At 50.3% G+C, this 12,998-nt stretch carries 15 protein-coding genes; 11 read left to right on the top strand and 4 right to left on the bottom strand.

The genetic code is table 11. The features are described from left to right. Positions 1–5 precede the first annotated feature (5 nt). The 8 genes from XMG59_RS08745 (at position 6) to XMG59_RS08710 (ending at position 8,104) form a co-directional block, all read left to right on the top strand. Positions 6–1,172 carry a hydroxymethylglutaryl-CoA synthase gene (locus tag XMG59_RS08745; protein WP_173481986.1) on the top strand — a complete coding sequence of 389 codons (1,167 nt, stop codon included), beginning with the start codon at positions 6–8 and terminating at the stop codon, positions 1,170–1,172. Positions 1,173–1,174: 2 nt separating this feature from the next. Further along, positions 1,175–2,182 (top strand): mevalonate kinase, encoded by a 1,008-nt coding sequence (locus tag XMG59_RS08740; RefSeq protein WP_173481985.1) that lies wholly within the window; start codon positions 1,175–1,177, stop codon positions 2,180–2,182. Next, positions 2,179–3,102 (top strand): mevalonate kinase, encoded by a 924-nt coding sequence (mvk, locus tag XMG59_RS08735; RefSeq protein ID WP_173481984.1) that lies wholly within the window; start codon positions 2,179–2,181, stop codon positions 3,100–3,102. The genes XMG59_RS08740 and mvk overlap by 4 nt, the downstream gene beginning before the upstream one ends. After that, positions 3,102–4,094: a diphosphomevalonate decarboxylase gene (mvaD, locus tag XMG59_RS08730; RefSeq protein ID WP_173481983.1), complete on the top strand. Its 993-nt coding sequence runs from the start codon at positions 3,102–3,104 to the stop codon at positions 4,092–4,094. Before mvk ends, mvaD begins: the two co-directional genes overlap by 1 nt. Next, positions 4,087–6,423, top strand: coding sequence for a DNA polymerase II (locus XMG59_RS08725; RefSeq protein WP_371731448.1), 2,337 nt, complete (start codon positions 4,087–4,089; stop codon positions 6,421–6,423). The genes mvaD and XMG59_RS08725 overlap by 8 nt, the downstream gene beginning before the upstream one ends. Positions 6,424–6,434: 11 nt before the next feature. Further along, positions 6,435–6,947 carry a retropepsin-like aspartic protease gene (locus XMG59_RS08720; RefSeq protein ID WP_173481982.1) on the top strand — a complete coding sequence of 171 codons (513 nt, stop codon included), beginning with the start codon at positions 6,435–6,437 and terminating at the stop codon, positions 6,945–6,947. A gap of 14 nt (positions 6,948–6,961) precedes the next feature. After that, the gene (locus tag XMG59_RS08715; RefSeq protein WP_173481981.1) at positions 6,962–7,435 is read left to right on the top strand and encodes a hypothetical protein; all 474 of its coding nucleotides are present in this window, start codon (positions 6,962–6,964) and stop codon (positions 7,433–7,435) included. A gap of 102 nt (positions 7,436–7,537) precedes the next feature. Then, on the top strand, positions 7,538–8,104 hold the full coding sequence (locus XMG59_RS08710; RefSeq protein ID WP_173481980.1) for a hypothetical protein: 567 nt from the start codon (positions 7,538–7,540) through the stop codon (positions 8,102–8,104). A 45-nt stretch (positions 8,105–8,149) separates the two neighbouring features. Here XMG59_RS08710 and XMG59_RS08705 read toward each other — a convergent pair whose 3' ends face one another. Further along, positions 8,150–8,539, bottom strand: coding sequence for a hypothetical protein (locus XMG59_RS08705; protein WP_173481979.1), 390 nt, complete (start codon positions 8,537–8,539; stop codon positions 8,150–8,152). A 94-nt stretch (positions 8,540–8,633) separates the two neighbouring features. Here XMG59_RS08705 and XMG59_RS08700 point away from each other — a divergent pair, with 94 nt between their 5' ends. After that, positions 8,634–9,236 carry an NADPH-dependent FMN reductase gene (locus XMG59_RS08700; protein ID WP_371731447.1) on the top strand — a complete coding sequence of 201 codons (603 nt, stop codon included), beginning with the start codon at positions 8,634–8,636 and terminating at the stop codon, positions 9,234–9,236. A gap of 9 nt (positions 9,237–9,245) precedes the next feature. Then, complete coding sequence (locus tag XMG59_RS08695) at positions 9,246–9,623, top strand: DUF2237 family protein (RefSeq protein WP_217362034.1); 378 nt, start codon at positions 9,246–9,248, stop codon at positions 9,621–9,623. Between the two features lie 17 nt (positions 9,624–9,640). Here the strand turns inward: XMG59_RS08695 and XMG59_RS08690 are convergent, their stop codons facing one another. From XMG59_RS08690 to XMG59_RS08680, 3 genes are read right to left on the bottom strand one after another with little or no spacing between them, the layout of a single operon-like run. Then, a complete protein-coding gene (locus XMG59_RS08690; protein WP_173481977.1) occupies positions 9,641–9,961 on the bottom strand; it encodes a DUF1905 domain-containing protein in 321 nt (106 codons plus the stop codon). A gap of 25 nt (positions 9,962–9,986) precedes the next feature. Next, positions 9,987–10,808: a M48 family metallopeptidase gene (locus XMG59_RS08685; protein ID WP_173481976.1), complete on the bottom strand. Its 822-nt coding sequence runs from the start codon at positions 10,806–10,808 to the stop codon at positions 9,987–9,989. Between the two features lie 36 nt (positions 10,809–10,844). After that, positions 10,845–11,453 carry a protocatechuate 3,4-dioxygenase gene (locus XMG59_RS08680; RefSeq protein WP_173481975.1) on the bottom strand — a complete coding sequence of 203 codons (609 nt, stop codon included), beginning with the start codon at positions 11,451–11,453 and terminating at the stop codon, positions 10,845–10,847. A 134-nt stretch (positions 11,454–11,587) separates the two neighbouring features. Here XMG59_RS08680 and XMG59_RS08675 point away from each other — a divergent pair, with 134 nt between their 5' ends. Beyond that, complete coding sequence (locus XMG59_RS08675; RefSeq protein ID WP_173481974.1) at positions 11,588–12,892, top strand: ferric reductase-like transmembrane domain-containing protein; 1,305 nt, start codon at positions 11,588–11,590, stop codon at positions 12,890–12,892. Positions 12,893–12,998: the final 106 nt, after the last annotated feature.

Here is a 12,998-nt window from a genome sequence, read left to right as displayed (position 1 = left end):
AAAGTATGTCCGTAGGTATCGACGAAATCAGCTTCTATACATCGAGCTACTACCTCGATTTGCGCACGCTGGCTGAACGTCAAGGCACTGATCCGAACAAGTATTACGATGGTATCGGTCAAGAGAAGATGGCGATGGCGGCGCATGATGAGGATATCGTTACGCTTGCGGCGAACGCTGCGCTTCCTATTGTTGAACGCATTGGAACTGATGCCATCTCAACGATTCTGTTTGCCACTGAGACCGGTATTGATCAATCCAAAGCGGCGGGTGTCTATGTACATCGTTTGTTGGGATTGAACAGTCACTGCCGTGTCGTTGAGCTTAAACACGCTTGTTACAGTGCAACAGCGGCCGTTCAAATGGCCTGTGCACTGGTTGCTCGTAACCCAAGTAAACAGGTGCTTGTGATCGCATCTGACGTGGCTCGTTACGACCTGGACTCTCCAGGTGAAGCCACCCAAGGTTGTGGTGCGGTTGCAATGTTGATCAAAGCAAACCCGAGAGTTCTAGAGATTGAACCAGAATCGGGCACTCACACTGAAGATGTGATGGATTTTTGGCGTCCCAACTACCGTACAACGGCGCTGGTCGATGGCAAATACTCGACCAAAATTTACCTAACATCTTTGAAACGTAGCTGGGAAAACTTCTGTGAAGAGAGTTCCGTTCGCTACGGTGATATCGACTATTTCTGCTACCACTTACCCTTTGGCAAGATGGCACAGAAAGCTCACTCACAGTTGGCCCGTGTCAATAAAACGGGTCAATCTCCGGAAGAGCTTGCTGCTCAGATTGAACCAACACTTATCTACAACCGTTTGATTGGTAACTGTTACACAGCGTCAATGTACATTGGGCTCTGTTCCCTCCTTGAGCAACTTAACGAAGATTTAACCGATAAACGTATCGGACTGTTCAGTTATGGTTCGGGTTCGGTCAGTGAGTTCTTCACCGCTAAGGTGGTGGCGGGCTACCAATCGGCTTTGAATACAGGCCGCCACGCTGAGCTGCTAAACGATCGAACTGAATTGAGCTACGAAGAGTATCTCACCCTTTACCGTTACCCTGATCCACGTGATGGTGGGCAGCATGTGATTGCACCCGATACACAGGGCCGCTTCCGCTTGGCGGCGATTAGCGATCATAAACGTGAGTACGTAGAACGTTAGTCATGTCGGTTGCAAGTGCTCCCGGAAAAATTATTTTAAGTGGTGAGCACTCCGTTGTGTACGGTGCTCCAGCTCTAGCATTCTCGGTTAAACAGCGTTTGACCGTTAACTTTACTCCCGATCTTCTGCCTCGACTTAGCTGGTTTACTCCAGACAGAGCACATGAGATGGCTCTGGAAAAGTTTTCCACTCTTCGTCATAAATTGGATGCGGCGTTTGATGGCTACCTTCGAGGTGAACGCTCCATCAGCGAGATCTTCTCTCGACCGGCAGAGTTGATTTTCTACACCGTTGATGTGGCCCGTATCCTAGGTAACCTTGAACGCATTCCGCGCGGCAAATTTGATATTCAATCGGACATTCCGGTGGGTGCCGGTATGGGCTCGTCTGCTGCTCTGCTCGCTGCACTCTTGAAACTCTTCTCCAAACATGAAGATTTAGCCACTTTGATTGAGCAGGTGCGGCACTGCGAACGCTTACAACACGGTCGCGGCAGTTTGATTGATGCCGCTACAGTAACCATGGGGGGTTTGGTCAAGGTGGAGCAGGATCAAGCGAATCGATTGGGTCTGTTGCCTGATATTTTTAATAACGACTGGTACTGGATATTTACCGGAACTCCTGCAACAAGTACCGGAGTTTGTGTCGAGCGTGTTCGCAGCCAATTTGAACAGTCGGATATATGGAGTGAGTTTGCTGCTGTGACGCATCGTATCGAAACGGCTCAAACCGATCTCGATCAGCTCTTCTCTGCGATTCAAGATAACCACCGCCTTTTAAACCGTATCGGGGTGGTGCCCGCCCGAGTCGCCGCATTGATTGAGCGGATCGAGAGGTTAGGCGGTGTGGCTAAAATCGCTGGTGCTGGTGCGGTATCCGGTGATGCCGGTGGGCTTGTGCTGGCCTATCTGCCTAATCAAACACCGGATGCTTTGAAGTTACCGTCTTTGATGCGCTGGGGGCGGGTTGAATCGGATGGTCAGGGTGTCAGTCTCGGAGACGATGTATGATCTGTTATTCGGCCCCCGGTAACCTGATGTTAATGGGCGAGCATGCCATCTTGCATGGTCAACCTGCCATTGCTCTGGCCGTTGGTAACCGGCTGTCTGTCTCTTTGATCCCGCGAGTGGATGAGGTCGTCACTATTGAATCGGAACTGGGCCGTTACCAGAGCGCTTTGAGTGAGTTAGCAGACGATTCAACGTTCAGCTTTATGGTCACTGCAATTCAGCTATGTCAATCCAAGCTAAAACAGGGTTTTGATTTAACCGTCTCCAGTCAGTTTTCAGATCAAGTTGGCCTGGGTTCATCGGCCGCTGTCACCGCTTCAACCGTTGCCTGCCTGTTAAACTTTTGTAATGAGCCGGTGACCAATGAACAGGTATTCAAACAGGCTCTAGAGGCCGTTCACAGGGTTCAAGGCGGTCGTGGTTCGGGCACCGATTTAGCCGCTTCAATTTGGGGCGGTATGATCGCCTACGAAATGAACGGTGCCAAGGTGCGTCCACTGAAAGGCACCCCTGATATTGATCTCTTCTACGTCGGGTACAAGATGAAAACACCTGAGGTGATTGCGTTGGTAAATCAGCGAGCTGACGCCGATCCCGATATTTATACCTCAATCTATCAATTAATGGGGCAGGTGACTCGCGCAGCAGAACAAGCGATAGAGTCACAAGAGTGGAACCGGCTAGGGCAATTGATGGATCAATACTCAGGGCTTATGGATGCGCTAGGAGTGTGTGATGCTAATTTAGCAGACCTGCAATTTAGAATGCGTCAGCAGTCTGGTGTTCTGGGTGCTAAGATTTCAGGATCTGGTTTGGGTGACTCTGTCATCTCGTTAGGTTTGACCAATCCTTCAGAGATACCCTATCAACATCTGCCCGTCTCGATACACAGTGTAGGTCTCAAACAGGAGTCAATGTGATGACTAAGCAAGAAGTACTGACTAAAGTGCTGCCCGAGTTGGGGGCTGTCTCCGCTTCATCGGAACACTTTGCTCCGAGTAACATCGCTCTGTGTAAGTACTGGGGCAAGCGAGATGTTGAACTTAATTTGCCGATCAACCCCTCCCTCTCTGTCTCATTGAATGATTTGGGCTCTAGAACTCGAGTAACGCCGATTGATCAGCCGATTGATGAGGTATGGTTAAACGGCCAACAGATGCACCAGGATTCACAGTTTGCACGTCGTGTCAGTCGGTTCATCGATCTTTTTCGTGGTAACAAGTCACTCGCTTTCAGAGTGGAGACTCGAAATAACATTCCTACCGCGGCAGGCCTCGCTTCCTCTGCCTCTGGTTTTGCGGCCCTGACGTTGGCGATGAACGATGCACTATCACTTCATCTATCCAATGAAGCGCTATCCATGATTGCGCGTATGGGGAGCGGCAGTGCCTGTCGATCCATCTTTAATGGATTTGTAGAGTGGCACATGGGGCACCGTGAAGATGGCTTGGACAGTCATGCACACCCGATTGATGCGACCTGGGATGATCTTCGAATCGGTCTGGTCAAAGTAGATATCGGCGAAAAGTCCGTTGATAGCCGATCTGGGATGCAGCGCACCAAGGAGACCTCCCACCTTTATAACAGTTGGCCCGCTCAAGCAAATGCCGATCTGTCGAAGCTGCATCAGGCGATCTCAGATAAGGACTTTACCCTGTTGGGTTCTACGGCAGAGCATAATGCTATGTCTATGCATGCCACGTTTGCTTCCAGCTGGCCACCGCTCGTCTATTGGCAACCAGAGTCGTTACAGGCGATGCATAAGGTGTGGCACCTTCGTGAGCAGGGGTTGGAGGTCTATTTCACCATGGATGCGGGGCCTAACTTGAAGCTGCTTTTCCAGAAAGAGTCCTTAAGTGATCTATTGGCTCACTTCCCTGAACTAGAGGTAGTCACCCCTTTCGGTGTCTAACGCGGTTATGCCAATCACTGGCTTCCCTCTTACTCGAACTCAGCGAGATGGTTCGCAGGGTATTGAATACACCTTCTGGTTGACTGGGGTGGAGGGGGCTCATGCGGTTACCGTCACACATGCAGAAGCGGTCTGTTTTGTTTTCGCTATTGATCAAGCTGCCATTGAGTCCTGTCTGAAAGATATATCGGGTTGGACGCTGCGTCATTTAGAACTGAAATCCCTCTCTTTAAAACCTGTCATGGGTCTCTACTGCCAAAGCCTAAAAGTTTACTGGGAAGTGTTAAAACGACTCGAGGCGGAACAAATTGCTCTCATGGAAGAGGATATCAGGCCGGTTGATCGCTACTTGATGGAACGGTTTATTCGCACTGGGGCTGTTCAGTTCGAAACTGTTAAAGGGGTTGAGTTACGCCCCTATGATTTTACACCTGATTTAAAACTACTCTCGTTAGATATTGAAACCACGTTAAATGCCAATCAATTGCTCTCTATAGGTTTGCAGCAGGGCGATCAGAGTCTTGTGCTATTTAATGGTGAGGCACCCGAACTAGCCTGGTGTGAGGGCTGCTCGGATGAGCGAACTCTGCTTCAACGCTTTGTCGAGATAGTGGCAGATTGGGATCCTGATTTGATCGTCGGCTGGAATTTGATTGGCTTTGATCTGCGCGTGCTAGCACGGCGAGCTAAGGCTAATCGAGTTGGACTCAAACTTGGACGTGATAGCAGTGAGATGCACGTCGATGTTGGTCAAAATGGTCGCTGGTTCAGTCGCATTGCTGGTCGTGTTGCCATCGACGGCATCGAGACTTTAAAAGGGGCTACCTGGCAATTTGATAGCTTCAGCCTAGAGAGTGTCGCTCAGGCACTGCTGGGGCGTGGTAAAGCGATTGATAACCCTTACGATCGTGGTGAGAAGATACAGCAACTCTTTAGAGAGGATAAACAAGCATTAGCGACCTATAACATTGAAGATTGTCGATTGGTGTTAGAGATCTTCAAAAAAGCGGAGTTGCTTGAGTATCTTATCGAACGCACTCGTCTTACTGGTTTGGCGTTGGACAAAGTGGGTGGTTCCCAAGCGGCATTCGATAATCTCTATCTGCCTAAGCTGCATCGCGCTGGCTATGTAGCACCTCCTTATGCCTCAGGTCGCAGTGACCTCTCTGTGCCTGGTGGGTTTGTCATGGAGTCTAAACCCGGACTCTATCGTGATGTGTTAGTGTTCGATTTTAAGAGCCTCTATCCCAGTATCATTCGTACCTTCTCAGTGGATCCTTTAGCACTCGCTCTGGCGGGTGAGGCCTCAGAGGCATCATTAGTACCAGGATTCTTTGGTGCGCAGTTCAATGCCGATGTGGCCATTCTTCCCGCGATCATTGAAGAGCTCTGGTTAGCCCGAGATCGAGCCAAGGCGCAAGGTAACTCTGCGTTATCACAAGCGATCAAGATACAGATGAATGCCTGCTATGGGGTGTTAGGGTCCAATTTGTGTCGCTTCTATGATCAGAACCTATCGGGAGCAATTACGTTGAGAGGCCATGAGCTCCTGCAAAAAACCGCGCAATGGTTTGAGTTTGAACGGGGCCATCAGGTGATTTATGGCGATACCGATTCAGTCTTTGTCTGGTTGGGCGATGACTGCCAACAGGGTGATATCGCACAGTACGGTGCTGAATTGGCAGATCAAGCTAACCACTGGCTGCAAGAGCACCTTAAACAGCAATACGGTGTAGAGAGTGCACTTGAGCTGCAATATGAGACTCATTTCAAACGTTTTTTGATGCCAACCATGCGTCACTCTGAGAAGGGCACTAAGAAACGCTATGCGGGTCTTAAGAGATCGGGTGGTGAGGATCAATTGGTCTTTAAAGGGTTGGAGACGGTTAGGTCCGATTGGACACCCTTGGCCAAAAAATTCCAGACAGAGTTGTTGTCCAGAATATTCAATGACGAGTCTTGGCGTGATCTGGTCGTCGAAACCACGGAGCAACTACTCAGCGGTAATGCAGATCATCAATTGACCTATCGTCGTCGACTAAGACGACCTCTAGATGCCTATCAGGCCAGTAATCCACCGCATGTGAAAGCGGCTAAAAAAATGCAGTCATACCTAGATAGGCAGGGTTTAAACGTGCGTTTAGGGCGAGGCGACCCTATTGAGTACGTCATGACAGTTAACGGTCCAGAACCAACCATCTGTCGTAAATCAATCATTGATTATCAACACTATGTCTCTAAACAGTTAGAGCCGGTCGCTGACACAGTATTACCCTTTCTTGGTGCCAGCTTTAATGATCTGATAGATAAACAGAGAGCGCTTTTCTAGAGAGGTTTTGTGTGAATAAGGTTCCGAGTACACAGCGTAAAATGGCCCGTTTTTCTGCGCATATGACCTGGATTCTTATTCTGGTGATGCTTACCTATGGCTTTAACGCCTATCTTGAACAGCGCGATCATCCCAATGCACAACTATCTTTGGCAAACGGCACCGATCAGGTTCGCCTGATTGCCGATCGAAAAGGGCAGTATCGAGCACCCGGTACGATCAATGGATACCCTGTCTCTTTTGTGGTTGATACCGGTGCGACCTATGTGTCACTTTCAGATGCTCTGGCCGATGAGCTCTCGTTACCCCGTGAGGGCAAAAGCTTTGCGATAACCGCCAATGGTCGAGTGCCCGTCGATTTAACGCAGTTGGAGGAGGTTAGCTTGGGTGGGCTCTCCATGGCTAACGTACCCGCAATGATTGTACCTGAGCTGGACAGTCAGATTGTTCTGTTAGGGATGAGTTTTCTAAAACACCTCGACTTTGTTCAAAGCGAGGGAAAGCTGGAGCTTCGTGTTCCTTAAGAGGTAATGCTCTTTTGGCTGATTTCGGTTCTTATCTGACGTCGGCTCACGAAGCAAGAATACCGCTTCTTTGGGGGATCACTACGCAGTATTCATCGGGCTTAACCCATGCTGCGATCCGGTCAATGGGCTGCTCATACAGTTATAACGATTACCTGTATGAAACAGCAAAAGCACAAATTCATGATGCTGAATTGATTCAACGCATCGGCGAGTTCGAATCGGGTTGTTACAGCGTGGCGCGTGAGCAGCTAACCACGATACCAGTTGATCGCTCTGCGCTGAATAAGCTTTGGGATGTTGATTGGTTAGGCTCGAAAACTTTTCTCCAAACGCCCGGTACGTTCTATCAATCGCCCGAGGCCTATCTCCATAATCAAGAGGCCTATGGATTCATCCGGGATGAAAGAAATCATCAGCCTGATAAGCAAGAACCCATTGAACGCGGTACTAACCCGTATTGCTCAGAGGTCTGGAACGGTGCTTGAGGTTCAGGGCATTAACACAGACGCCGTCACTCGAGCAGGGCAAAGTTCCTATGTGCCGAGACACAGTTATACCAAGATCAAGGCTTCAGTGTCAGTAATATAATGAATAACGTCATTGGCATGGCAGAGAATGTCGTGGCAGCGGTGGGTGCTAGCACTCAAGCCATAGAGGCCGCTCAGCTTATGACAGCCAATAAAGCCGTAAAGGTCTTCATACCGATGATTATTGCTTTGATTCAGGCTGTGATTGTCATTGCGACACCCATCGTGTTGGTGTTTACGTCTTATCGTTTTAAGGCATTTTTTACGATGGCAGGCATGTGGTTCACGTTGGAGTTCATGCACGCGATTTTAGGGCTGGGTAATCTATTCCAGCACCGTCTGGCCTTATTGACGTCCACCGATGCAAGTGAGGCCTCTGCATTGGAAACGGTCATCAGTGTCATGCTCTCCTATGGCATCATTCTGATTCTTCCCATTATTTGGTTAATGATTATGACAGGCGTTGGATTAGCATTGGCGAAAGGGTTTCAGTCAGTAGGGGGGTCACCCAGATCAGGTATGTCGGGTAACCCTGTTAGTCCGACTTCAGGCACTCTTGGCAGTTCATCAACGCGTGTACCTGGTTCAATGGGTGGTAGTTCAGGAGAGGTTGGTAAAAATGGATGATGAATAATGATCTACAAATCTCGCTAATGAGATCTTCATACTCTTTTACCAAAAGTTAGGATTTTGAGAGTCGTTCCCTAATGGGTCTTTTTGGTCCTGAGAGTGATAGGTGGGATTGGAAGTTACCTGAATCGCTCTGGCACTGAATATTAGTCCGAACAGTCCCGCGAGGAGGGTCACTAATCCAATCACGAGCATACCAGTACGCAGGAATATCCATCTATAGACCGTGAATGTTTTAGCACGCCTATGAAGTGTCAGTAGTTTTGAACGCATCAATACAATGAGTAACGGTGTAGCGATGACTATGAATTCATCGAATATGTTCCAGTCTATCGTGCTTGTGTTTGCAAAAAGCGCGTTATGTAAAAAACTCCCTGTCAAAATGGTCAGCCAGATTGATGTGATAGATGTAATCCACTTTTGCTTAGTCATATGATCTCCTTGCTTTGAGTTTAGTACAAAAAAAGATGGCCGCTCGAGAGCAGCCTAATTGATTTACTAAACACCAAGGGTGGAGGGCTCCTTAGTGAGCAAGATACTCTCACTACTCTTTGAACTTACAAGTCAAAAGCTCGATAAAAAACTGTTTTTTGAGTTTGAGGACGGCCGTCGTGACGATGGCGTGCATCGACAAATCTTTAATCATTACTGCGAGATTGCAGCGGGTAAGTTTGAGCTGGAGCTCGGATCTATTGCAGGTATTCCCCTTTACGATGGGGAAGATGAGAGTCACCCAGCAGTTGAGAAGCTGTCAACTCAGATAGTTGAAGCTGATGGCGTGATCTTTTTTAGCCCCGAGTATAATTTTTCGATACCCGGTGGGCTCAAGAACGCCATTGATTGGCTGTCGCGCTGCAAACCTCAGCCCTTTGCAGGCAAGCCGGCCACAATCATTGGTGCGAGCCCCGGTAACCAAGGCACGGCCCGGATGCAGTATCACCTGCGTCAGGTGGGCGTCTACTTGGACCTTCACTTTATGAATAAACCTGAGGTAATGATTGCTGGTGTGAATCAGAAAGTGCAGGCTGGGAAAATCGTAGATCAACCCACTATCGAGTTTTTGCAGCGTCACGCGAGCGTATTCAAATCCTTTGTCGAGCGCCATGCGTACTCACGTCAAGACGTCTAGGAGTGGATGATGGCTGAGAAACAGAAAAACGTGTTGGGAGAGGCGTTGGAGCAGTGCGGTTGCGACCCAATGACCGGTTACTTTCGTGACGGCTGCTGCAATACCGATGCCTATGATCGTGGTTCACACACCGTTTGTGCGATTCTTACCGACGAGTTTCTGCAGTTCTCATTGAGTCGCGGTAATGACCTGATTACCCCTCGGCCGGAGTATGACTTCCCGGGTCTAAAGGCTGGCGACTCATGGTGCCTGTGTGCCTCGCGATGGCTTGAGGCGGAGGCTTTCCACTGTGCGCCGCCGGTAAAGCTTAGCTCCACAAATATCGCTGCGTTGGAACGAGTCGATCTAGAGATGCTCAAGCGATATTCGCATGAGCAGCTGCACTAGCCAGAGCATGGCGCTTTTTAAGGTGAGACGGTCACTTCCACAGAGATGTCGTCTCCCTCTCCAAAGCCCTCCTTGGTGCGAACGGGTGCCTTGAGTGGGAGGATAAACGAGCCCGACTTCTTATCGGGAAAAATAGAGGTTTTCCAGCAGCTGGAGCCTATCTGTACCTGAACCGGAATGCTGCCAAAGCCCCGTCTTAACGGAAAAAAGAAGCGAATCTGCTCGGCGGTCTCGATGGGCAGGGTGACGAAGAACCAAGAGGCTTTCTCCGACTCCCAGCGCCAGACTTCGCCAGTGAATCCAAAGCTATGTGCCTCGTGCGATGAGCTCGTTTGCATCTCAGTCCGCTCTTGTCTTTGCAACCTAGTTAAACGAGTAGGTAAGGGCCGCTGCAGTTGGGTTGTATAAGCCCGTCATCTGCGGTGCCAAGTTTGCCAGCGTCTGTTGGCGGTTTCCTGGGGCAGGGTGGGTACTTAGAAACTCGGGCGGAGCACCTTTGCTATTAGCGCCCATCTTCTGCCAGAGGGTGGCAGCAGCGTTCGGGTTGTAACCGGCGCGCGCAGCCAACTCCATGCCAAGACGATCGGCTTCAAGCTCGCCGGTCCGACTGTTGGGCAGCGTAATCGCGACTGCAGCGGCCAAAGGCGCACCTGTAAGCGCAAGATCGCGGTATTCACTGTTCTCGGTTGCAACACTCAGTGCCAACATCCCAAGTTGAGTCGCCATCGCCACAGACATACGCTCCGCCGTGTGATTGGCCAAGGCATGGGAGACCTCATGCCCAATCACCTGAGCCAGTTCATCATCGGTTGGATTTAGCTTCTCAATTAAGCCGGTGTAAATGGCCATGCGACCGCCTGCCATACACCAGGCGTTTACAGTCTCTGGGTCATCAATAACGCTGATGCTCCAATCCCAGTTACGGGTGTTGGGAAAGCGCTCGATCGCTTGATAGACAATACGCCCCGCGATCGTCTGTACGCGCTTAACCACCTCTGCATCAGTGTCTACTTTGCCTTCATCTTTGAGCGGGGCCAACATCTGGGTATAAGCCGCTTTGGAGGCGTTGATAGCCTGCGAGGGTGAGACCAGCATCAGCTGGCTGCGACCGGTGGGGCTGGTACCGCACGCGCTGAGCATCGCAGCTAGCGTGAGTGTTAAGCCAAGCTTGGAAAATTTTGTCATTGAAGGGCTCTCGGGCGAACTTAATTCTAGCGAATGTTATACCACCAGTAACACCTCTGTCTGCGCCGGATCCTGCTCAAAGCGCATACTGACCTGTTGCTGCTGTTCGCTACTCATACGATTGAATAGAAAGTCGCGCGTATTGCCGGGGTGGCCCTCGAGGTAGAGCTGGCTGGTGAGCAGCTCAAACCCTTGGTCAATCACTTTCACGTGGATATGCGGGGTGCGGCCCGGGTAGGGCACAGGCTTGATGGTTCTGAACGTAAAGCGCCCTTCAGCATCGGTACGGGCGCGGCCAAACCCTTGAAAGCCAGCGTCGCGTGGTTCGGCGCGGCGATCCGCCGTATGCAAGTAGCGACCCGTCGCGTCACATTGCCAGATCTCTACGATCGCATTGGCGATGGCATCCCCATCGCTATCTACGAGTCTACCGTTCAGCTGAATTACTTCACCGCCGGCGGCTTTTACCGCACCTTCGATCTTTACCAGATCGTTGTCGACATCATCGAAGCGCATCGAAGAGGTGGGGTAGAAAGGTCCCTCCATTGCTGACGGGGTTGGAGCAAGCGCATTGGCAACGGGAGCCAACGGGAGCAGTGCCGCGGCAGTTAGTAGGGAGCGGCGTTTAACATTGATTTTCGACATGTAAAAACCTCCTGTCACTAGTTTGGGTTGGTACGCAGGATTGGGCAGATGGCGTTTAGTTTAGCCCGCTATCGTAACGTTGACCTATATTGATACTGAGAGTTTTTGATACGGGGCGTTACGGAGGGGTTGAGATGAAGAAGGGACTGTTGATAGGTTTTTATGTACTGATTATTGCAATACCCCTGCTGGCCTCCTGGTACTTCGTAGGTCATCCACGCATTTTCTGGCAAGAGCTTGGTTCAGTATTGGGTATCCTTGCGTTCGCGATGATCCTCTCTGAATTTGTTCTGTCTGGCCGGGTTAAATCTTTCTCACGCAAGGTTGGCATGGATGCAACGATGAGGTTTCATCGCATCATTGGATGGTGTGCGCTGATCGCTGCTCTGCTTCATCCCTTTCTTTACGAATCGACCCCAACAACAGGCCCTTGGCCGTGGGACAGCACGCGTCAATTTGCAGTCGCCACTGACTTTGCCGCGATCTCGACAGGTGTGATCGCTTTTATTTTGCTACCAGTGCTTGTTGTGTTGGCAGTCTGGCGCTCGTCGCTGGACTATCGCTATGAGACCTGGCGACGGCTGCACGGCTTAATCGCCGCAGCCTTGGTTGGACTCCTTCTGCACCATACCTTGTCTGCGGGGCGGTATGCGGCACACGAAACTGTAGCGCTGCTATGGCAAGTCATGGCGCTGATTGCGCTTCTGACGCTAGTGTACCGCTATCTGATTTCGCCCATTCAACAACTGGGCAAACCCTGGAAGGTGAGTCGGGTGGAAAGGTTGTCAGAGAGACAGTGGCGCTTGAGTTTGCTGCCGGATGGGCATCCGGGGATGGATTACAAAGCCGGGCAGTTCGCCTGGTTGAAGCTCGGTCATTCAAGTTTCTCAATCAGCGAGAACCCGTTCTCTATCGCGTCGGCACCCGCAGAGGGGCCTGAGATCTGTTTTGTGATCAAAGAGCTCGGTGATTTCACCTCAACGCTCGGTGAAACCAAGGTGGGTGCGCGTGCTTACTTGGATGGCCCTTATGGTAGTTTGATCGTCGATGGCCGCTCGGAACCCGGTGTTGCTCTGATTGCAGGGGGTGTGGGTGTGGCACCGATACTTGGAATACTTCAGCAACTCAAACAAACCGATGATCCGCGTTCGTATCGTCTGATATACGCTAACCGGACTGAGGATCAGATTGTCTGTCGTGACGAGCTGGCTGATGACAACCCAATACTTGTGCTGTCAGAGCCAACTGAGGGTTGGCAGGGTGAGGTCGGTTTAATCGATCAGAAGCTGATTGAGCAGAGCTTTTCCGACGCTGAGTTTGACACTTGGCTCTTCGTTATTTGCGGGCCTGTACCGATGATGGACCAGGTGTATCAGGCACTCAAACAGAAGGGCGTATCTGACGATCGTATTCTGCTGGAGCGGTTTGATTACGACTGACACTCATATTGTTTTTTCTGTCAAGAATGGATCTTCTACCCATTTTTCGCGCCTGTGTGTCATATTTTTAATGAGCCCTGCTTGAACGCTAGGTTCATTCAAGATA

Source organism: Marinobacterium sp. xm-g-59 (genome assembly GCF_013283315.1).
In the GTDB taxonomy this organism is placed as follows: domain Bacteria; phylum Pseudomonadota; class Gammaproteobacteria; order Pseudomonadales; family Balneatricaceae; genus Marinobacterium_E.
Note: the sequence above shows the minus strand (reverse complement) of the source record. Positions and strands in the feature narration are given on the sequence as shown.